This window comes from Chryseobacterium taichungense (assembly GCF_900109935.1).
Classification (GTDB): Bacteria; Bacteroidota; Bacteroidia; order Flavobacteriales; family Weeksellaceae; genus Chryseobacterium; species Chryseobacterium taichungense.
In genome coordinates, this window is sequence record NZ_FOBV01000001.1 from 325,346 (window position 1) to 347,346 (window position 22,001).

Consider the following 22,001-nt stretch of genomic DNA (forward strand, 5'->3'; position numbering starts at 1 on the left):
TACTGTTTCGATAAAGACCTCTGACATCCCTGGTCTTGGAAGAAGTTCTGATAACTGTTGTTCAAAGGCTGTATTAACCTCAGGCGCCCGGAACCTTACACCGCACTGCGAAGAACAGTGGTAATAATAGTAATACTTTCCCAATTTTCCTTTTGAAGCACTTCCTGTTAACATCCGTTCGCATTTTGGGCATTTTAAAAATCCTCTTAATGGAAGATTATCCATCGAAACGATTTTCGGTTTGGTGAAATCACGCTTTCTTCCATCTAACACATCCTGAACTTCTCGAAATTTCAGCTCACTGATAATAGGTTCATGAAGCCCCTTCACAAAATACGCATCTTCATCCTTGAAGGCAGGAATAAAGATTTTACCACAATAAATGGGATTTCGGATTGCCGTCCAAAAATTATTCTTACTGAATCGGGACATTCCTTTAGCCTTTTCCCTGACCATTTTCCAGATCTGATTTGTATTGAAGCTATTCTCCAATATTTTATCAAAAGCCCATCTAAGGATTTCTGCCTCAACCTCTTTAATTGCAATATACTTTTTATGGTCTTCGGTAATTTTATTCACATAGCCTAAGGGAGCTGTACCCATCCAACGTCCTTCTTTCCGTGCCCTACGCATTCCGTAAAACACATTTAAAGCTCTTCTTTCATTCTCCACTTCGGGAATGGTCAGATAATGCGAAAGCATAATTTTGGATTCAGGGATGGACATATCAAGAGGCTGCTCTATTGCCTGAGGGTCACTTCTCAGTGAGCGTAATATATCAATAGTCTGATATGCTTGCGAAGTATTACGGCTAAACCTATCCCATTTGGTAAATAAAAGCAGGGTTGCATTTTTAATATTTCTCTGTTTACGCAGGACGGTAATTAATTTCTTCCATTCCGGGCGGTTGAAAGTTTTTGCTGAATAATCTTCGATATAAACATTTCTCACTGAAATTTCTTTCAGCTCACAGTATCTTCGCAGCCTATCTTCCTGATCTCTTAAAGAATATCCCTTATCTGCCTGCTCATCAGTTGATACACGTATGTATAAATCTGCAATCTTTCCCATACATAAAAGTTTTTGGTAAATTTTGGACGTTAGTCTTTCGCAACTGAAAGATACTGATTTACTGCGACATCTGCAATTTTTATCATAAACTTAAGTATAATTTCAGCTTCTTCAGCAGAGACTTTTGTGCCATGCTTTGCAAGTATAATGACCACCTTTTCGGGAGTCAGTTTTTTTGAATATTGTCTTTCGTTTTCTTCCGAACAATTTCCTGTTTCCATCGCATTATTATTTTAATACAGCCCATAGTCTATAGGCTCAGATTAAAATTATATCCTAATAGGCCCCGATCTTTTAAAATGGTATTTTGTGGTACAATTTGTCCTTTATTTTCCGGATTGGAGCTTCAATTGGGAATCTCTAAAATAAGTGATCTATTTAACATAAAAAGAAAACGCAATTAATTTGGCTAAATTAAAAGGCATTAACATTTTAAATCAACTAATCAAATAGATTCTACTACTATAAATTGTATCTTTACCACTTAAATAAAAAAAACATCTTATATTAGAATATGCCAATAACAGTTTTTGAAAAACATATTCAGGAGCTCAATTTTTCCTTTATTTCTCATATAGGGACAAGTGGTGTATTATTGACTGCCAACTACGAAAATATTAGCAATACAATTGCTAGTCCTGATATTCTATTTGCTTTAGAAACAGCATGCAAATTTGAAGCAGATGCTGTTTATTTCCGTTACTTTGAAGATGGAAGAGCGGCTGTTCCGCAATTATATATTTTTGACTATACTCATAAACCTTTAAGTTCAGAAGACCGAAACCGTATTCACCGAAATATGTGGAATGGCTATCAAGTTCCTGCATATATTATTATTGAAAAATCTGCAGTTGGTGTGTTCGACGCGCGAGAAAAACCCAAAGAAGACAAAAAACATTATGCAGAGGAAATCATTAGAAGAACAGGTGATGCTATTAAATCATTCAATGCTCAGAGTTTTAATGATGGATTATTTTGGGAAGAGGATATTAATAAGAAACGATTTCAATTTGAGCAATCAGCTACTCGCGATTTGATTCGTGGGCTTAAAAATGTATATGAGGGGTTTCAAAAGGAATCCAATCTTGATAAACATGTCGCATTAAAGCTTTTAGTACAGAGCCTTTTGATTAAATATTTAGAAGAACGTGATGAAGATGCTAAAAGTGGATATTTTGCAGGAACATATTTTAAAAATAATTTCCAATGCTCCGATTTTTGTGATGTTATTCGCAACGGTAAACTACTTCTTTTGTTAGATAAACTTGCAGAAGATTTCAATGGAAAAATATTTGAATGGCATAAAGATAATGAAGCTGAATCAAGAGAAGCTATTCAAAAAAGTGGAGTGCAAAAGTTGGCAGAATATTTAGATGGTAATGTTCAAAATGGAAGCTATGTTCTATGGAGACTATACTCATTTTCGCATTTGCCGGTTGAGGTTATTAGTTCAGTTTATGAAGAATTGCTAACCGACAGCAAAGATATCGTATATACTCCAGAGATGATTGTCTCTACTCTTGTTGATGAGTGTATGCCGCTTAAAGTTCCTCAAAAGGACTTTAAACTGATTGATGTTAGTTGTGGATCGGGTATTTTTTTAGTCAAAGCATATAAACGTATTGTTCAATGGTGGAGATATGAACAATGGCAAAAAACCGGAAAGTTAGAAAAACCGTCTCTAGCTGTTTTAAAAGAATTATTACTAAAAAGTATTCATGGAATAGATATTCAACAAGACGCTATCCGACTGTCAGTGTTTAGTTTGGCCTTAGCTATTTTAGATGAAGTCAACTTAGATCCACCTACATGGGGAAAATTAAAATTCCCCGATATGGGTGACAATGTTATTACTAAAGATTTCTTTGAGTTTATAACAGATAAGCCAGCAGGTGATTTTTCATTGGTTATCGGTAATCCGCCATTTAATCCTCCATTATCTGAAGATGGGAAAAAACAATCTAATGGCAAATACATTTATAATATAAAAGAAAAATATGGGTATAGAAGCGATATAAATATTCCCGACGAAAACCCAGCATTGCATTTCTTAGTGCAATCTATGAAGCTTTTAAAAGCTGATGGAATATTATCAATGATCCAACCTTCAGGGCCAATCTTATATCAAAATGATATAAGATTTAAGCAAATTCTTTTTTCCAATTTTAATCTGTTGCAGGTAATCGATTTCACAAAACTTGCGGACAAATTATGGGGTCGAAAAAATGTTGCAACAGCGGCTGTATTCTTACAAAATTCTAAACCTGATAGAGAACATATTTTGCATCTGGTAGCTAACCGTACTTTTTCTAATACGAACAGATTATTTTTAGAGTTTGATCATTATGACTTTTATTTTATAAATAAAATTGATGCAATCACCAATCCATATATATGGAAAACTAATTTATTGGGTGGAGGAAGAGCTATACAATTAATAGAACGACTGGGCTGTTTTAAGACACTCAGAAGTTTCTTGGATGAAAAAATCATAAAAAATGGATGGAAATATAGTGAGGGGTACACTATTGGAAATAAAAAGCATTATGCAGACTATATACATAATAAAATATCTGTCTCCCCGAAAGATTTACAAGAAGATGGTGTTATTAAAACAGGTGTAGAAACTCAATCTTTTTTTGAGGCACCTAGAGAAGCTTCTAAAGATATTTATTTATCTCCTCATATTCTTATAAAAGAAAATATCGGAACAAGAACAATCCCTATTGATTTTCTTGAATACGATGCCGTTTTTAGCCATGAAATTGTTGGAATCTATGCGCCAAATTCTGAAATTGAGGAACTTAGAAGGTTATACAATGTGTTTAAAGAATACAATGATCTTTACCGTTTCTTTATTTTCGTAACAAGCAGCAGAATACTGATCGGAAGAGCCACTGCTTTATTAAAAAGAGATTTAGATAATCTACCATATCCCGAAGTGACGGAGCAACTGAAATTATCCGAAGTTGAAAGGATTGTTGTAAAGGATGTTCTGGCATATTATAAAGAAAAAGACTACACAAAACTGTTAGATCCTCCTTCAAAAAAATATGTTAGAGAATATCAGAAGGTCTTTTGCAAGACTTTAAACAGTATCTATCATACAAATAATAAGCAATTCCAACTGTACAAAATTTTAGAGACCGATAATTACTTTGCTATACATTTTGAATATAGCGAAGAAACGATTGCTCCTTTAGAAGAGTACATCTCCGATTTAGAGCAGTATATTCAAGAAGTTATTTCTCAAAAATATAATAAGCAAGAACATGTACGCATACAGAAAATAATGAAAGTGTATGGTAAGGACAGCATCATTTTGGTAAAACCAAAACAATTACGTTATTGGTTGTCATCCATTGCATTACGCGATGCCGATGAAGTATTTGCTGACTATGTAAAAGCCCGTTATCAAGATGCTTAGAGATAGTCTACCTCCATATCAACTGCCTAAATCACATGATTTATCTGTGCCAGATAATCATGAGGTTGAACATATCTTGTTATTTATAGATAAGAAAGTACCTGAATTTCCTGATTACTATAAAACCATTAAAGATTCGGATCGGGAAAATCGAATTAGTGATTTTCTAGTAAATCATCTTCAACTTTGTAAAATTGAGAATAATCAGGATTACTTTCCGTATGATTTTAGAAAAAACCCTACTCAGGAAAGTTCAGGTAAAGAAACAGATATTGGCGTTTTTGTTTTAACCAGGGATAGAAAACCATCCCCTATTATTGAATTTGAAGCGAAACGTTTTTCGGAAAATTCGAGTAATGAGCAATATGTTTATGGAGATCGTGGTGGAATTGAGCGTTTTAAAAGAGGTCATCATTCTTCGCACCTAAAGGTTTGTGGAATGTTTGCTTATGTTCAAAACAGAACTATTGAAGAATGGTTTTTAAAAGTGAATGGTTGGCTAACTAAACAATTCAATACGAATACAGATAATACAATAGATTGGTTAGAAAATGAACAACTTTCAAAATATGCGTCGCTTTCTACAGTAGAGAAATATTGGTCTAGCCATACCAGAAAAACACTTAAAGATGAAATTTCACTTTGGCACTATTTCATTAATTTAACTACATAAGTCTCAAGTGGTAACTTCGCTCTCATAAATCTATATCATTTATTTGCTAGATGGTAATGCGTGATGGGGCTAGAACAGAGGTTTATTTCTGTTCTTATATATCTTGTGGATTAATTCTTCAAATTCCTTAAAATGATGCTCAATAATATTATCAACGTAAGCATACATGGTGAGCCGGTCAATTTCAAGTCCGGCTATCAGCTTTAAGAACTTCTGGTGGAATTCAGGACGAATATATACAGACCTCCCTTTACTTGCGTTTTGTTTCGGAATTTTAAAGAAGGTCTCAAAATATTCTTTCTCCGTTAATCCTGATGAATTTGACCACCTAGTTCCACTGACACGCGATTTACTTCTGATTAGTTCATTATCTTTTGGGATGTCAGCTGACATCGCACGCTTTAAATAATCATCATCAGTTACAGGTTGGGTAATATTATCTGTTGTTTCGAACCCGTTATCATTCTCATTTGAAATTCCTTTTTTCTCGTGAGACCTATTTTCGTCATTTTGAGGATCTTGGTTTTGATTTTTCATACATTGAAAGATTAAATATTTATCGCCTTTTTGTATATGTGGTTCGCTTTCAAAACTTTGTTGCACCCGTTTCTAAAATCAGGTATATTATCCTATAGCTCAATATCAGTATTTAAGCAGAACAAATTATAATATCTTGACATAAAAAGGTTATCATTCCAACCTCATATCATTTTACAATTCTAATTTGATAGTGATATATAAAGTTATAATGCCAGCGATACGACAAATTAACTCAATGAATTCATATGTTATTGTTCCAATGTATTGAAAGGCAGTATTTTTCCTTCGTTGTCCTAAACAAAGTTTAAATGTAATATCCACCCAGTAATAAACCCAGGGATAAATCCCTTTTCACAAAAGGACTAACAAACTCAATGAGGTACACTTGAGTGCCTGTTAAGAATATCTAACTTTTACTTATATTTACCTGTATAAACAAATAGCTATGGGAAAATTTTTTACTCAGTCATTCTATATTCCCGAAAATGATCAGGCCAGAATCACTAAACTGGGAACATATGATGTGATGGAAACACATAATAACCCCGCATTTGATACAATTGCAGGTATTGCAGTAGATATTTTTGGTTCATCAGGAGCCTTCGTCAATTTTGTTGATTCCGAAACAGTTTTCTTTAAAGCTAATCTAAGCTCATTTCCCAATAATCATGTAGAAAGAAAGCACAGTTTATGTTCGCTTACCGTTCTATCTGATGATATTACGATTATATATGATACCCATCTTTATGATGAACTTAAAGAAAATCCGTATATATGTTGCGAAGGAGGTATACGATTCTATGCAGGTGCACCCATAGTGACCGAGGATGGATATAGAATCGGTACTATTTGTGTTATAGACAGTGTACCCAGAAAGGAAGTCACCGATTTACAGTGCTCTATCCTTAAAAAACTGGCGTCTTTGGCGCTGGATAAGTTAGAATCCATGAAAGCAAAACGTATGTTAGCTAAAGTGGCTGATGACCGCTTTCACCACGTGGCTCATGATTTATTTAATCCGCTGACAGTCATATCACTTTCAGCGCAGCAAATCCAGAGGTCAGTCTCTAAAACAGAATCGATATATAAATTGGGTTCAACTATTTTTGAGAAAGCAAAGTCGATAGAATATAATATCAGCAACATGCTTAAAGATGATCTTTCAGGGGAAAAATATATGCATCTCTCGATCGTTTCCTTTGAAACGGATGATATCCTAGATTGTGTAAGCAAAAATTTCAGCCATATTCTAAAAAATAAAGAACAACATCTAGAGGTTTGCAGCACCCGTAATTTGAACATTACTGGAGATAAACAGCGTATCATGGATATTTTGGGCAACTTTCTCAGCAATGCATCTAAATATTCTTCCGCTGGTTCAAAAATCATCCTCGAATGTGAGGAGCATCCACATACAGTACTTTTTAGTGTAACAGATCAGGGTCAGGGAATATGTCCTTCTGAAATCGGCTTACTTTTTAAAAAATTCTCCTGTTTATCATCAAGGCCTACCGCAAATGAAAGATCTCATGGTCTTGGTCTTTATTCTGCAAAAATACTTGCCGATCTTCATCATGGAAAGGTATGGGCAGAAAGTGCCGGAAAGGATTTAGGAAGTTCTTTCTTCCTGGAGCTCCCTAAAGATTAAATCTATTCCATATCTTCATTCTCTCTGAAGATCAGATTTTTGTACAATTATCCCCTTAATTTCTATCATCTCAGGTGATAGAAAGCATGGATAGATTAATCGCTCATTCTTTTTATATATACCGTTTTCTTCAAAAAATATTATACTGTCATAGTTTCAACTCGTAATACATTAATTTAATGCATGTTACAGCTAATTACCATTTTAGGAGCATCACAAATTATAAAGTCATCATGTTTGCGTGTAATGATTTCATCTTCATATAATTTTATGATTTTAATTTGTCAGCAATATATAAAGTTATAATGTCAGCAATATGACAAATTGAGTCAATGAATTCCAGTATTATTTTAAGGATGTATTCACGGGCAGTATTTTTCCTTTATTGACTTAATGCAGTAATTATAAGATTGAGTGATTAGGAAACCGAAGGACAAATACAGCCACTCAATGTCATACTTCCCCTTCATTTTATTCGCTTTGCTATATTCTGAAAAATAGATATAGCAAATGAACTGTAAGCAATTAAATTCCATAGGGCTGGAAGAAGTCCTCGCTTTTCTCGGACACCTTCCAACCCGACAAAATGAAAAAGAAGCATGGTATCTCAGTCCTTTTGGGCCTGAATCTCATGCCTCTTTTAAAGTTGACAGGCCGCAGAACCTCTGGTACCTCTTTTCAGAAGGAGCTGGCGGCACAACGACCGATTTTATTCAGAAATATTTGCACACATCAGTAAAAGAAGCCCTGGAATGGGCATCCAATCAAAATTTTTCTTCTTTTCACCCGCAGACAAAAACGTTAAAACCCAATCCAAATTACCGCATAGATAAGATTATGGATATCTCTCATCCAAATCTTATCCAGTACCTCTATGAACGTGGCTTAAGTGAAAAGGTATATCCCTTTATCAAAGAAGTATGGTTTACAATCGAAAATAAACAGCTTTATGCGGTCGGATTTAAGAATAATTCTGATGGATGGGAACTTAGAAACGTTTTCTACAAAGGGGCTTTGCTTAAAAAGGATATTACCTTTTTGCCATTCTTTCAGAAAGCTGAATCAATCAGTCAAAATGAAGCCAGAAAGAATGCAGGTAGTGGTAAAGTCGCCGTTTTTGAAGGGTTTACCGATGCCTTGTCCTTTATTGAATTGCAGAAATCTTTCGAGGGGGATCTGCTGGTATTAAATTCTACAGCAATGCTAAATAAAGCATTAACCGTGCTTGACTCATATTTAGAAATTAGCCTGTTTTTGGACAATGATAAAGCCGGAACGCAGTGTAAAGATACGATCACCAAGCACTTCCCCCATGCCAGGGACTTTTCCCTCCTCTATTCAGATCATAAAGATTTAAATGAGTTCCTCACAGCAAAAATGAAGCATCATGCTCATGACACGATCAATACAGCGATCACAAAGACAGCAATAAACGAACCTACAGAAAAACAAAATAATTGCAAAGAAGAAACAAACAGGATAAAGAAAGGACTGCAGAGGAAGATGTAGCACTGCGCTTTTTAGCAAGCTTTCCGCAAAAGTTAGGAGCTCATTCGCAACTTTGAAGGTCGGTATCCTTCCAACAAAGTTTCTACTTCGCCCGCAGGGGCTAAAAAAAGTCATTTAAAGGACTGTTTAAATGAATGTTTGAAAGTATCGAATGATTATAAGCGGCCCCAGAGATAATACAAAATTTTTAACGCATATCGCATGAAAACCTCCATCAATTTTAAAGCGGTAAAATCCGATTCTGAAACGCATAATTTTCGCAGGAAAACTTTTGACTACATCCGCAAAGACCTTTCTCCACAAAATGAATACTGGCAGGAAGATAAAATAACAGACCGGATTTTAAAGATTGAAGCGTACTGCAAAGAAAAATCAGGCAGGAAATTACAGAAGAATGCCATGCCCGTCCGTGAGGCCGTTGTCGTTATCAAAGAAGATACGACCATGAAAGACCTTCATGATCTCTCAAAAAGATTACAGGAAGAACTCGGAATAAGAGTGTTTCAGATAACCATCCATAAAGACGAGGGTCATTTTGACAAAGAATCTAAAGAATGGAAACCTAATTTGCATGCTCATCTTGTCGCCGATTGGCAGGACCTTACAACCGGAAAAACACTCAAACACCAATCTTTCCACTATTCCAAAATGCAGGATCTGGCGGCAGAATGTCTGGGGATGGAAAGAGGTACTGCCGGATCAGTAGGAAGACTGGAAGCGGTCGAGTTCAAAATACAAAAAAAAGAGCAGGAGCTAAAAGCATTAGAAGAGAAATTAGATCAAATGAAAGCGGAACTGGGTTCAAAAAAGTTCAATGATCTTATCGTTAATGACACCAATTTCTTTGGAGCAAAGCAGATCAAAACTAAAGAGACGATCACTAATTTTGGCAATACTTTTAAGCTATATAATACCGAATTACTTAAAAACAACAATGAACTCGATAATAAAACAAGGCAGGTTACAGAGCTGCGAAAAGAAATCAAAGATCTAAAAAGAGAAAATACGCAACTGAAAAGCAAAAACACAGCACTTGTGACAGATGCAGATGTTTTTGCTTTGGAAAAGAAAAAATATTTGGACTCTGTTGCAGAGGCACTGGAAAAGGCAATCCATTTTCAGCGGTTTAAAAATCCTCAGGCTGATAGATCGGATGATAAGAATCTTTTACGGGAGATGAATGAGATATGCAAAGAGTTTTCCCAAAAGAATCATATTCCATTTTCTGCTTTGGAACAAATATTTACCATAACTGAACTGGCAACAGGTCTGTTTTCACTTCTAAGACTGGGAGACGGAAATGAGCCTGAGCCGGAATATATTCCAGTACCCAGGAAAAAAAAGAAAAGAAGGAATATCAGATATTAGTGATCGTAAGCGGAACGATAATGTTTATAATGTGCCACATTAGTTTTTATAAATATTCTTTACACTTTAACCTGATTTAACGATAATTATTTTTATAGATATTTCTTTATTTGATTATAAAAATATAATTTAGATACTTATAGACCTGTATATTACAAAGTCTTAGAGGTTGTTCAAGCAAATAAATGATGTAATTTTTCAACAAGGAAGTCAGATGAATGCGAATACTATTCAATTGTTCGATAAACTCATGGATCAGTCTGTGGCCCGTTTTGCAGAACTTCCTGGTATAAAAACAGCAGTTTATACTGATAATACCTCGCATATAGGGGAAATGGTCAGTTATATAACGCAATTGTATGTGGACTGTTTCAAACATTTTGGATGGCTTAAAACAGAAATCCCCTTTTATAACCGGGTTTTATGTGGTAACAGCGGATCATTCGCTAAACTTGTTCCAAAAGATTCTGTTCTTTCTCAACTTTTTGAGTATCTGCCTGAAGATGGAAGTAAGATTGCACAGTCTCCTGTAGCTTTTCACAGGCACTTTGTTATTCTGCCTGACTTTTATTCAGTCAGTGGCCTATTATGGATTAATAGTGCACAACAGTTGTTTATGTGTTTATCAGAGTGCTCCGTTATCAGAGATACAGTCATCATCTCTCCTGGTCGCTACGCTTATTTATCTGAGCTTTTAGAACAGTATGATTCTCTTCTAAATCCTTCAATAGAAGAATGGACCAAAGAAAAAGAAATAAGTTATCATAAGGTTCTTCGAGATTCCAAATTGTATTGGGGTGATCCTTTCTACAGCCATTACCTAAAGATGAAAATTTTAGGAGCCATAGAAGAGGTTCTTTTTACCACCAACACATTAAAGGAGATCGCCATCAATCAGAAATTCGGCAAATATTCATTGCTCTATAAAACTTTTAAAAGGTATGGTATTGATCTTGCCAAAATTCCAAGGTTTTCTAAAATCTAACCCTATTTAATTCAAGGGTATAATCGTAACGCATAATCTTTACAACAATTGACCCCTATAACTGACATATCAATGATGCTTCTTAAAAATGATTCTTCCTTTTTAAGAAGGATTGTTTACCTTTATTGCACCAATCGCTATATACCGTTATGAAGCCCCGTATTCCAATCGACGAAAGAGAACTGCTGTTAAAACTGCGGAATGGGGACACATCAGCTTTTAGTCTTGTTTTCACAACGTATTACCACAGCATGTGCCTGTTTGCTGAAAAATATGTCGGACAGCAGTATGCAGAAGATATTGCAAACGATGTATTTTTAAAGCTATTGGAATCAAAAATACTTTTCAATGATTTTATTCATCTCAAAGCGTATCTATACAGGGCTATCAAGCATTCCTGCCTTGACCTGCTTAAAACAAAGGCAAGGGAGAATATCAGACATACCGCTTATATGGAAATGAATAATGAACCACAGGCCAGTTATCTTGTCTATATCATGGAAACCGAGGCAAAACGTATCCTATACAATGCACTGGAAAGCCTGCCCGCTCAAACTGCAAAGGTGATGAAACTTACCTATCTGGACAGCATGAGCAATCAGGAGGCTGCCGATAAGCTCGACATATCCATCAATACTGTTAAAACCCATAAACAGCGCGGAGTCAGTAAGCTTAAACGGATCTTGTCTAAAGAAAACTTTGGATTTTTGCTTTTATTCTATTTTTCTGATCTTTTTTAGTTTTCCTGTCATTCTTTTTGTCATCCGTGTCGTTTGGTTGATACCAAGCAGTAAACATACATGGATTATAAAGAAGAATGCGATGCGATACGAATAGGCGAGCTGGTCGCCAAAAAGCTCCATAGTGAACTTTCAGAAAAAGAAGAGGAATTGATGAACCGTACGCTGGATCAGCATCCTGAATACAGGAATGTTTATCAGTTCCTTGCAGAGACTGAAAAAGATAATCTTTTCGATCAAATGCAGACCTATGATTCGGATGCAGCCCTTAAGCGTGTTCTTGATCGATATAACAAACCTCGCAAAAAGAAAACACGGCTTATTTGGTATGCTGCCGCCTCACTGATAATATTTTTAAGTTTAGGAGGTTACTGGATGATATCAATCCGAAATATATCAGATGGGCATCAGATCACTTCACAATACGGTGATGATGTGATTTCCGGAATCTTAAAACCAAAAATGATATTGTCCGATGGCAGCAGCTACGAGCTTGATACAGCGCAAAGCGGGATCAGGATAAACGAAAATGGTATTCAGTATGACAATGGTGTTATCATTGTTTCCGAAAAAGCCTCGGTCAGTGTCACTTTAGTGACCCCCAAAGGAAGACAATATCGCATTACACTTCCAGATGGCACAAAATCCGTTCTGAATGCCGCCACATCACTGACTTACCCTTCGCAGTTTACCGCTAAAGAGAGACTTGTGGAGCTACAGGGAGAAGCCTATTTTGAAGTTGCCCATAATGCTGCAAAGCCGTTTCGTGTAAAAAGTACCGGTCAGCAAATTCTAGTGCTGGGAACAAAGTTCAACGTGTCTGCCTATCCGGCAGAAAAACCGGTCACCACCCTGATCGAGGGTAAGGTAAGCCTGCGTTCAGAAAATGTCAAAGAAGTATTTCTTGCACCCGGACAGCAGTCTGAACTGGGAAAAGAAGCCTTTAAAGTACAGGATGTCCAACCTGACGATTATCTTTCATGGATGAAGGGCGAATTTGTTTTCAACAATATGGCACTTGATCAAGTATTCAATGTTTTGGAAAGATGGTATGATGTTACATTTGAATATCCGCCTGGATTGTCCCAGCAGTACATATATGCTGAAATTACCCGCAAACATAAACTTTCCGAAGTACTCAACATATTAGAGCGTGTAACCGGTCTTGCCTTTAAAATCGAAGAAAGGAGGGTGATCGTAAAAAAATAAGTGTTTCATATGTTTACCGGGCACCAGAAAAATGCCGGAGCTGTTAGAGCAGCTCCGGCGGGTGTCGGTTAAAAAAAGTGTCTGACAACTAACTAATTTATGTACCAACGATACAAACATAAGCATTACTCAGCAGTAAGGCAATAAGAACGCTGACCTAATGTATGGTGCCTGTATCTAATTTATGATCAAGAATGATAATCAACAACAAAAGGAAATGTCATACTGTACCCAGTTACAATAAGGTTTCTTTTTCAATACCACGCAGAATAAAATATCTTATTGTATTGCTGGCAATGTTTTGTTTTTTCCTGTCAAACAGGAGCTACGCTCAGCAGATCACATTAACGGTAAAAAAAGAAAAACTGGTCAATGTGATCAAGCAGCTGCGCAAACAAAGCAAAGGATATGATTTTGCATTTAATGCAGCAATACTGGAAAGATCCAACCCCGTAACGGTAAGCCTTTCAGCTACCAGTCTTGAAAAAGCACTGACAGAAATTTTCAAGGGACAGCCACTGACCTATGATATAAGCAATGGTACTATTATGATCAGAGAAAAAGAGGTTAAACCTACTAAAGAACCTGAAGAAAAAGGATTAAAAGAATCCATCAACCAGCAAACTATACAGGGGCGTGTGTTAAATGATAAAGTGCAACCCTTATCAGGGTCATCCATAACGATAAAAAATACTGGGTTACAATATATAACTGATAAGGACGGGTATTTTGAAATACCCACCCGCTACAGGGATTCCATAATAATTATATCCTTTATTGGATACGAAACAAAAGAAGTTACCACACCGCATACTACACAGGTTATTCTAGCTCAAAATCGGGCAACTTTGGGGTTTGTGGATGTCGTGGTAAATACCGGATACCAATCCTTGCCGAAAGAACGGGCTACAGGAAGTTTTGTTGTGATTGACAGTTCTCTGTTTAACAGGAAAGTTTCGACCAACATACTGGACCGGTTGGACGGTGTGACCAGTGGGCTTATATTTAACGGATTGGCATATAACACACCGATCAATACACCAACGGGAGCAGGAAAGAATTTAGGAATCAATATTCGTGGAGAAAATACCATTAATGCAGCAACAGATCCACTGATCGTGATTGATAACTTCCCCTATGAAGGAAATCTTTCTGCTATCAATCCCAATGATATAGAAAGTGTTACTGTGTTAAAGGATGCCGCTGCTGCAAGTATCTGGGGAGCTAAAGCAGGTAACGGGGTTATTGTTATCAATACTAAAAAAGGGAAATATAACACGCCTGTAAAGATTAGTTTTTCGACCAATTTAAATGTTATCTCAAAACCAGATCTTTTTAACAATGACCGTTACATATCATCACAAGACTATATTGATATTGAAAAGCGGTTGTTTGATAATAAATATTTTGATCAGGATCTTTCCAATACAGTAACCTTTCCGCCTGTCTCACCCGTTGTTGAGCTCTTGTCAAAACACCGGGAAAATATTATTTCGGATCAAGAGCTTGAAAAACAACTTATCCTATATCGTGACCGCGACATCAGAAGTGATTATGACAAGTATATATATCAAACGCAGGTCAACAGGCAATATCACCTTTCCATTAATGGAGGAAATGATAAACATTCATTCTTTTTGTCCGCAGGTCAGGATAATAATCGGGGAAACTTTATCGGTAAAAAAGACAGTCGCAGTACCTTAACATTGGGTCATATCGCCCGCCTTATAAAAGGCCTTACACTTAGCTCCAATCTGTTGTACAGCAAAAGCACCATAAAAAATGAATTTAATGAAAACCTTTACGGTCAATTAGTGAGTCTCAGCGGGAATTATACAGGGCTATTTCCATATGCACAGTTGGCTGATGATCAGGGGAACCCTTTGTCAATAGCAAGAGGAACAACAGATGCTTATAAGAAATCGCTTGAATCCAAGGGATTTAAAGACTGGAACTACAAACCTTTTCAGGAGTTTTTGCTTGCGGATGCAACAAGAGCTATTTCAGATCTTACCTTACGGTTTAATCTCGAATATAAAATTTCTGATCCTTTGAAGGTTAATATTCTTTATCAACACCAAAACCAGGTTATTAACGGCAGAAACTACCAGTCCCCTGAAAGTTATTATGTCCGGAATATGGTCAATACTTTTGCTCAATATAATCAGCAAACAATGTCAACAAAGTTTATTTTCCCACAAGGAGCTGTATTAAATATGAACACCTACAACTGGAATGTAAACAATTTCAGAGGACAGCTCAACTATGACCGAAAATTTGGTGTCCATACTGTTACGGGAATATTAGGGGCGGAGGTAAGGGAAATCAATGTTGAAGGATGGAGCCGCACTTCTTATGGATATGATGATCAGTTTGGAACCGGTGTTCCCAACCTGAACTATTCGGATGCCTTCCCAACCAATCCCGGTGGAGCCTCTTATATTCCGGCACCGACCGGGGATGTCTATGGAAACCTGGACAGGTTCATTTCCTACTATACCAATCTCGCCTACTGCTATTCGGATCGATACACTTTAAATTTCAGTGCGAGAAAGGATGGATCGAACTTATTCGGTGCCAACGTAAACAATAGATTCACTCCGCTCTGGTCAACTGGAATCGGCTGGAATGTAGCTAAAGAAGAATTTTATGATATGCCCCTGTTTACACTCTTAAAAATAAGGGGAACTTTCGGATACAATGGAAATATTGGCAATACCCCCGCTCAGTTGACTGCACGTTATCTGCCTATTTACCCGGAATCACCTTTTTTGCCTGCTACCATTATTTCCGCACCCAATCCTGAACTAAAATGGGAAAAAATAAAAAACATCAATGTAGGATTGGATTTTGCTACCAAGGCCAATGTTATTTCAGGAACTTTGGAATGGTATAGAAAAGAGGGGATCGATCTTTTACAGCCTACACCTATTGCCTCTCAAACAGGCTTCACTTCTTTTACGGGAAATTATGCCAACGTTAGGACACAAGGTATAGATTTAACCCTGAACAGTATTAATACCAGAGGAAAATTCTTATGGAAAACAACCTTGCTATATAGCCATTTGAAAGATAAGCTTACTTCTTACGATGTGAAACCGACATCATCATCCATATTATTAGACAGATCGTTGGTGGTAGGAAAGTCTATGTACGGACTGTTTTCTTATGAGTGGAAAGGTTTAGATCCTGCAACTGGTGATCCATTAGGAAATTTAAACGGAGTTGCAAGCAAAGATTATACAGCAATAATCAATAATTATCAGCCTGACAGCCTGATCTATCACGGTTCTTTCCGCCCCAGTTCTTTTGGAGCCTTACGCAATGAGTTTTCTTTCAAAAATTTTAGCCTCTCCGCTAATATCACCTTTAAGTTTGGGCATTATTTTAGGAGAACATCAACCTCTTTAAATTATACTTCAATACTTCAGGGACGTCAAAACAGTGATTACGAACAACGCTGGCAGAAACCGGGTGATGAGTTAATTACGAGTGTCCCCTCAGTGATCTATCCCGATAACAGCCAGCGTGCACAATTCTATCAATATTCTTCGGTATTGGTAGAAAGTGCCTCGCACATTCGCCTTCAGGATGTCCGGTTTTCGTATCTGATAAATAACAGTTTTATAAAAAGAATGAAGCTGCAAAATTTCCAGCTTTACGCGTATGCCTCCAACCTTGGCATCCTATGGAGAAAGAATAAACATAATATAGATCCGGATGCATACAGCTCATTAACCAACACAATATTTTCGGCTCCATTCAGCTTGGCTTTTGGATTAAACCTCACTCTATAAAAAAGTTACCATGAAAAAAATACTTTATATCGTTATAGCGACTTTTATGTTACTTACCATATCTTCCTGTGAAAAGCAGAACGAATGTTGGATGCAAAACGTCAGAAGGAAATGGTAATCCCTGAAACCTTAAAAGATTTTCAGGCAATCCTTGATTATTTTTATACCATTCATACGGCATTCCCCATTTATGGGCAATTGGGTACCGATGACTTTATACTAGCCGATGCAGATTATTCTCGGAGTACAGAAGATATCAGAAACGGTTACATTTGGAATAAAACAATATGGAGCAGCGATAATACAAGCTGTTGGGATGTTCCCTTTGCGGTTATTTTAAAATCAAATGTTGTTCTGGACGGCTTGAATAAAGTCTCCAAGTCCGCAAATACTGAAGTTTTATATAATGATATTCAGGGACAGGCCTATTTTTACAGGGCTTTGTTCTATTATCATTTAGCACAGTTATTCTGTAAAGCATATACCAGCAATTCTGACAGTGATCTTGGGCTACCGATAAGGCTTACTTCTGATGTCAATGTCATCGCACAAAGAAGTTCTCTTGCTGCTACCTATGCACAGATGATAACGGACACAGAAAAAGCCGTTGCACTCTTTCCTCAAATTTCGGTCAATAATCGTAGACCTTCAAAAGCTGCGGCATTAGGATTACTTGCGAAGATATATTTAGTAATGGGAAACTATGACAAAGCCGGGTTTTATGCCAATGAAGCCCTGAAAATCAATAACCTACTCCTTGATTACAATTCTACCTATGCCAATTTAACAAGAACATACAGATTCCCAGCAAATCCCTATGATCATCCTGAAATCAATTTTTATGGCCGTGGCGGTGGCTATGCCGTTGTTATGCCATCTTCAAGTACTTTGGGAGTCATCAATGATGAATTGTACAATTCATATGCAGATCATGACTTGCGCAGATCTCTTTTTTACTTCACCAATACGGCCGGCTTACATAAGTACAGAGGAAGCTATACAGGAACAAACAGTAATTTCTGTGGTATTGCCACTAATGAAATATATCTTATTCGTGCAGAAAGCTATGCTCGTATGAAAAAAACAGACCTTGCCTTAAAGGACCTCAATACATTACTCAGTTATCGATATGAAACCGGTCACTTTATCCCATTAACTCTATCCGCTCCCACTGATCTTTTAAAAACTATCCTAAAAGAGAGGAGAAAAGAACTTGTGGGAGTAAGTAATATCCGTTGGGAAGATCTTAAACGCCTAAATACAGAAACCGCCTTTGAGAAAACCTTAACCCGAACGGTTAATGGCCAGACCTACACATTAGAGCCCAATAGCCCTAAATATGTATTGCCTATTCCGAATAATGAGATACAACTAAGTCATATTACTCAAAATGAGAGATAACATGAAGACTATATTTCTTGCGCTTTCATTGTTTTTTTTGACCGATGGGGCTTTTTCTCAAGATACACAGCATTCATTTATTATGAAAGTTCATCTCAAAGATGCTGTTAAGGAAGATACGCTTATATTGCGCTTGGTTGACGAGTGGACACTTAGGAAAAGTTCTGAAATTCGCTCAGCCATGGATCATAGCGGTATATTTAAATTTCATATCAACACTAACCGTTCCCGGGGATATTGGGATATCAAGTTGTTACGATATAATCCTTTAACCCGTCTCAGGGAAGAGAGAACAGTTACTTCACTCTTTTCTTGGGAAGAAAATGACGATATTCTGCTGCATCTTTCCAATACTCCCGAGATGGTTGGGATTAGCAGCAAGTACCTTTTTGAGGGAAATGGTTCTGCCAAATACCAGCTTCGGGCAGATTTATTTGACAATGAATCTTTACGAGCTCCTTATTTAAAGGAATTCAAATCATGTTCTTTTACCTCTGACATGATCTATATCCAGGAAGTTAACCCTTTTATAAAAGTGCGCGTTGATATGCTTAACAATAAAAAAAACGAGCTATCGGAAACGGCATATTCAATTTTGAAAAAAGATATTGAATATAGTAGCCCTGAATCATTCAGCGAAATGGCTGATTATTATATGCAGCGTATGAAAAGTAATGAGGATTTCATCGATTTATGTAAGATAAACTATTTTAATTCCACTAAAGCCATCTTTCCGGTTACTCAAGATTATGGTTTTTTACACTCAATGTTAGCTATTAAGAAGGCACAAAAAAAGATATTTACCGATATAAGAATGACCTATTACCCCGAATCAAATGTGTTAAACAGGTATTATGACTATATCAAAGTAAATACTTCAGGTGAAGCGCGGGAACGGTTGTTGATACACTATTTTAATAATTACAAAAAATCGGAGCACATAGACAGTTTATTGCAGGATGCTGGATCTTTTTTTCAAACGAGAGAGGGAATTGCGGAATTAAACAAGCTTAAAAGCCCCTATCCACCTAGTGTTGGAATGGGATATTCCTTTATTGACAGTGAAGGAAAAAAAATGAATCTTGATGATCTAAAAGGAAAAGTAATCCTGATCGATGTCTATAATCCAGGCTGTGCTCCATGTGTACGGCTTTATAAAAACGTGATCTCGAAAGTTAAAACAAAATTTGCCCAAAACCCTAATTTTGTAATTGTTTCCTTATCTGTTGAACGGAAAAATGATATCTGGCAGAAAACACTGAAAACAGGGCTATACACATCATTCTCTTCCAATACTATAAATGTATTCACCGGAGAAATTGGGAAAAATCATCCCTTTATCTTGCAAAATAATATCGTTAGCAATCCATCGGTTATTTTAATCGATGCGTCAGGAAAAACATTATACATCAACAATGAAATATTGTTTGACTACAGGAAACTCGTAACATTGTTGCAGACATTAATATAAATATAAATAAAGGGAGCGTTATTGCTCCCTCTATCTTATAACTAAGCGCTAATGAGAAAAATCAGGTTGCCTGCTATCGATGCTTGTTTTTGAAGTATCCATAACATCTGCAACTGAGATTTGGTTACCGGCTGATAAGGGCTGTGTAGTAGTTATTTGACAGGGCTGGTCGCTGCCTTCACCACACTGATTATCTTCAGGTAATGAGGTCGATACGGTGTAATTAGAGCCACTTAAACTCGTTACCCAATAGGTTTGAGCAACTTTTGTTTTAGAATCTAATTTTGTAAAGGCAAATACGCCTATTGTGCCAGCAACGATGAGTAACGCTGCAATGGCTGTTTTTAATGTTTTCATTTTGGTAAATTTTAAAGGTTTATATTGGACAGGTACTCCTGTCCCTCGATAGCGATGAGAAAGGCATACGTCAGAAAAGAGTATGGGCTACTTTTTCAGTCGCAATAAAAAGATTGGATCTGAACACACCTTTAAGGATGCTGGATTTTAATGGGCAACCGACCCTACAGTCGCTAATTGAAATCCTATTATTTTGACAACATCCGAAATCAGGGTAATATCTCGTGACTGTCTAAATAATAAAATGGCTATCATGAAAAACTTTAAATTACATTCAAATGTAAGTGCATTATAAGCGGATTTCCAAAATATTGTTGTTAACATTCTAGAATAAGGACCTTCATTTTCTAGAATAGTAACAAGTAAAATAAATTCTTTTAAACATGATTTTCACTATTGCTAATGTATGGGAATCAATATATAAAAAGCAAAAAGTTGTTGTCTTAGAAATCAAATTCACACTTTAGAAACTGTATTAGATTGCTCGGACACTGTATTAGAATCCATTAACACGTAAAAAAAGATGATAAAATAAAATCCTATTATAATTTAAGTGTATGATAATCAGTGTCATTGAATTGTAAAAAAATATCCAACAATTTTGAATGTAAAATTTTTAAAAATGAACATTTAAATTGTTTGCACAAAGGATGCTAAAAAGATAGTTGTAATTTAATTGCTTAAATTGTTCAATTTGCGCATCAAAATTGCTAATTTTTGACAATTATTACATGCGCATTTTAACAATAAGGATTCACAAAAGAGTATTTTATCTTGAATAAGATAAATTTGATAATCTTCAGCGAACGTTTTACTTTGAGGATTTGATGAAATAAAAAAGAAAATTTGAGGAAACTATCTAAAGAAAAAATCATGATTTTATAGTTGCATAAAAAAATTGAGGCTGCTCACGCAAACAGCCTCAATGAATCATAAATGATTATTAGTACTAATTTTTTATACTTTTGACACAATCTGTGGGTTCAAAAGATTCTTCTATAAATTTTATATACTCAGTGGTACGGTAAAGAATATCGTAATAAAAATATGCATCACGTTTAAAATCGTCGCTATATTGCTCAGTATATATATTCTTATTGCACCATCTCTGAGAGAATCTTTTCTTTGTATCGTCTTCGCCCAAAACAATCTCATTCTCACTAATCCTACGTGTAGTCATTGAACCGTAAAACCATCTAAATACAAAGGCCGGAGGATCAAAATGAGGATGAATGAACTTTTCAAAAATGACCGTTCTGCTAATTCTATTTTTATCTAGTTTATTACTTTAAAATTAGGTGCTTCCCACCATCCTTTTCTGAAATTATTTTTACAATTAAAATATACTGAATCGCATTAATACCATTCTTAAAAAGCTTCTTTTTTCTTGTTTATCCAAATGATCTCAATAGCTGTAAAGGTATCAGCTATTGAGATCATTTGGATAAACCCACCGATTGTTGGTGGGTTTATTAGCATAATTATGCGTCATTTTCGATGTATTCCAAAATTCTTAGTGCAAGATCAGAATTAGAAATCGCGCTATTTTGATTCACAAAATCATTAACTAAATCATCAAGCATAGATAAAGGGCATAAGTTCTCGTATGTCACGCCTTCATTTACAAATATTCTTGTACCCGGTACCTCTTCTCCATTGAAAAGCCTGTAATCAGCTTCCAACTCTAAAGAGCCAACTGCATAAATATCTACTAAATCATATTCAATGTTGATTGAATTATCTAAAAATAGTTTATCTATTTTATTTTCTCTAACTGATTTTATAATTGCTACTAATTTCATATT

Annotated in this window: 15 protein-coding genes and 1 pseudogene; 11 read left to right on the forward strand and 5 right to left on the reverse strand. The window is 36.0% G+C overall.

Going from position 1 to position 22,001, the window contains the following annotated elements:
- Positions 1 to 66: 66 nt before the first annotated feature.
- Together BMW64_RS20830 and BMW64_RS01570 are read right to left on the reverse strand one after the other, a co-directional pair.
- Positions 67 to 1,071, reverse strand: a pseudogene (locus BMW64_RS20830) (recombinase family protein); the annotation flags it as partial.
- Between the two features lie 29 nt (positions 1,072 to 1,100).
- Complete coding sequence (locus BMW64_RS01570; protein ID WP_089998093.1) at positions 1,101 to 1,292, reverse strand: hypothetical protein; 192 nt, start codon at positions 1,290 to 1,292, stop codon at positions 1,101 to 1,103.
- Positions 1,293 to 1,585: 293 nt separating this feature from the next.
- Here BMW64_RS01570 and BMW64_RS01575 point away from each other — a divergent pair, with 293 nt between their 5' ends.
- Positions 1,586 to 4,498: an HsdM family class I SAM-dependent methyltransferase gene (locus BMW64_RS01575; protein WP_089998094.1), complete on the forward strand. Its 2,913-nt coding sequence runs from the start codon at positions 1,586 to 1,588 to the stop codon at positions 4,496 to 4,498.
- Positions 4,491 to 5,171, forward strand: a complete 681-nt coding sequence (locus tag BMW64_RS01580; protein WP_089998095.1) for a hypothetical protein — start codon at positions 4,491 to 4,493, stop codon at positions 5,169 to 5,171. Before BMW64_RS01575 ends, BMW64_RS01580 begins: the two co-directional genes overlap by 8 nt.
- 69 nt (positions 5,172 to 5,240) lie before the next feature.
- Here the strand turns inward: BMW64_RS01580 and BMW64_RS01585 are convergent, their stop codons facing one another.
- Complete coding sequence (locus tag BMW64_RS01585) at positions 5,241 to 5,708, reverse strand: DUF3408 domain-containing protein (protein WP_143052620.1); 468 nt, start codon at positions 5,706 to 5,708, stop codon at positions 5,241 to 5,243.
- A gap of 448 nt (positions 5,709 to 6,156) precedes the next feature.
- Here BMW64_RS01585 and BMW64_RS01590 point away from each other — a divergent pair, with 448 nt between their 5' ends.
- From BMW64_RS01590 to BMW64_RS01630, 9 genes are all read left to right on the forward strand, one after another.
- The gene (locus BMW64_RS01590) at positions 6,157 to 7,359 is read left to right on the forward strand and encodes a GAF domain-containing sensor histidine kinase (RefSeq protein WP_089998097.1); all 1,203 of its coding nucleotides are present in this window, start codon (positions 6,157 to 6,159) and stop codon (positions 7,357 to 7,359) included.
- A 510-nt stretch (positions 7,360 to 7,869) separates the two neighbouring features.
- Positions 7,870 to 8,868 (forward strand): toprim domain-containing protein, encoded by a 999-nt coding sequence (locus tag BMW64_RS01595; RefSeq protein WP_089998098.1) that lies wholly within the window; start codon positions 7,870 to 7,872, stop codon positions 8,866 to 8,868.
- Positions 8,869 to 9,069: 201 nt separating this feature from the next.
- Entirely contained in the window at positions 9,070 to 10,236 is a 1,167-nt protein-coding gene (locus tag BMW64_RS01600) for a plasmid recombination protein (protein WP_089998099.1), read from the forward strand.
- Between the two features lie 214 nt (positions 10,237 to 10,450).
- The gene (locus BMW64_RS01605; protein ID WP_089998100.1) at positions 10,451 to 11,221 is read left to right on the forward strand and encodes a hypothetical protein; all 771 of its coding nucleotides are present in this window, start codon (positions 10,451 to 10,453) and stop codon (positions 11,219 to 11,221) included.
- 149 nt (positions 11,222 to 11,370) lie between these two features.
- Positions 11,371 to 11,961, forward strand: a complete 591-nt coding sequence (locus BMW64_RS01610) for an RNA polymerase sigma factor (RefSeq protein ID WP_089998101.1) — start codon at positions 11,371 to 11,373, stop codon at positions 11,959 to 11,961.
- 60 nt (positions 11,962 to 12,021) lie between these two features.
- Complete coding sequence (locus BMW64_RS01615) at positions 12,022 to 13,170, forward strand: FecR family protein (RefSeq protein ID WP_089998102.1); 1,149 nt, start codon at positions 12,022 to 12,024, stop codon at positions 13,168 to 13,170.
- A 296-nt stretch (positions 13,171 to 13,466) separates the two neighbouring features.
- On the forward strand, positions 13,467 to 16,967 hold the full coding sequence (locus tag BMW64_RS01620; protein WP_177175212.1) for a SusC/RagA family TonB-linked outer membrane protein: 3,501 nt from the start codon (positions 13,467 to 13,469) through the stop codon (positions 16,965 to 16,967).
- Positions 16,968 to 17,051: 84 nt separating this feature from the next.
- On the forward strand, positions 17,052 to 18,368 hold the full coding sequence (locus BMW64_RS01625; RefSeq protein WP_089998104.1) for a RagB/SusD family nutrient uptake outer membrane protein: 1,317 nt from the start codon (positions 17,052 to 17,054) through the stop codon (positions 18,366 to 18,368).
- A 1-nt stretch (position 18,369) separates the two neighbouring features.
- Entirely contained in the window at positions 18,370 to 19,839 is a 1,470-nt protein-coding gene (locus BMW64_RS01630; RefSeq protein ID WP_177175213.1) for a TlpA family protein disulfide reductase, read from the forward strand.
- 48 nt (positions 19,840 to 19,887) lie between these two features.
- On the opposite strand, the gene BMW64_RS01635 is transcribed toward BMW64_RS01630, so the two are convergent.
- Positions 19,888 to 20,196: a DUF6520 family protein gene (locus BMW64_RS01635; protein WP_089998106.1), complete on the reverse strand. Its 309-nt coding sequence runs from the start codon at positions 20,194 to 20,196 to the stop codon at positions 19,888 to 19,890.
- Between the two features lie 1,481 nt (positions 20,197 to 21,677).
- Positions 21,678 to 21,998, reverse strand: coding sequence for a hypothetical protein (locus BMW64_RS01645; RefSeq protein WP_089998108.1), 321 nt, complete (start codon positions 21,996 to 21,998; stop codon positions 21,678 to 21,680).
- Positions 21,999 to 22,001: the final 3 nt, after the last annotated feature.

Excerpts from the sequence above, each read along its gene's own strand:
- BMW64_RS01595 (WP_089998098.1), top strand. The coding sequence starts at position 7,870 with ATGAACTGTAAGCAATTAAATTCCATAGGGCTGGAAGAAGTCCTCGCT.
- BMW64_RS01585 (WP_143052620.1), bottom strand. The coding sequence starts at position 5,708 with ATGAAAAATCAAAACCAAGATCCTCAAAATGACGAAAATAGGTCTCAC.
- BMW64_RS01580 (WP_089998095.1), top strand. The coding sequence starts at position 4,491 with ATGCTTAGAGATAGTCTACCTCCATATCAACTGCCTAAATCACATGAT.
- BMW64_RS01605 (WP_089998100.1), top strand. The coding sequence starts at position 10,451 with ATGAATGCGAATACTATTCAATTGTTCGATAAACTCATGGATCAGTCT.
- BMW64_RS01570 (WP_089998093.1), bottom strand. The coding sequence starts at position 1,292 with ATGGAAACAGGAAATTGTTCGGAAGAAAACGAAAGACAATATTCAAAA.
- BMW64_RS01645 (WP_089998108.1), bottom strand. The coding sequence starts at position 21,998 with ATGAAATTAGTAGCAATTATAAAATCAGTTAGAGAAAATAAAATAGAT.
- BMW64_RS01625 (WP_089998104.1), top strand. The coding sequence starts at position 17,052 with ATGTTGGATGCAAAACGTCAGAAGGAAATGGTAATCCCTGAAACCTTA.
- BMW64_RS01590 (WP_089998097.1), top strand. The coding sequence starts at position 6,157 with ATGGGAAAATTTTTTACTCAGTCATTCTATATTCCCGAAAATGATCAG.
- BMW64_RS01620 (WP_177175212.1), top strand. The coding sequence starts at position 13,467 with ATGTTTTGTTTTTTCCTGTCAAACAGGAGCTACGCTCAGCAGATCACA.
- BMW64_RS01600 (WP_089998099.1), top strand. The coding sequence starts at position 9,070 with ATGAAAACCTCCATCAATTTTAAAGCGGTAAAATCCGATTCTGAAACG.
- BMW64_RS01615 (WP_089998102.1), top strand. The coding sequence starts at position 12,022 with ATGGATTATAAAGAAGAATGCGATGCGATACGAATAGGCGAGCTGGTC.
- BMW64_RS01630 (WP_177175213.1), top strand. The coding sequence starts at position 18,370 with ATGAAGACTATATTTCTTGCGCTTTCATTGTTTTTTTTGACCGATGGG.
- BMW64_RS01575 (WP_089998094.1), top strand. The coding sequence starts at position 1,586 with ATGCCAATAACAGTTTTTGAAAAACATATTCAGGAGCTCAATTTTTCC.
- BMW64_RS01610 (WP_089998101.1), top strand. The coding sequence starts at position 11,371 with ATGAAGCCCCGTATTCCAATCGACGAAAGAGAACTGCTGTTAAAACTG.
- BMW64_RS01635 (WP_089998106.1), bottom strand. The coding sequence starts at position 20,196 with ATGAAAACATTAAAAACAGCCATTGCAGCGTTACTCATCGTTGCTGGC.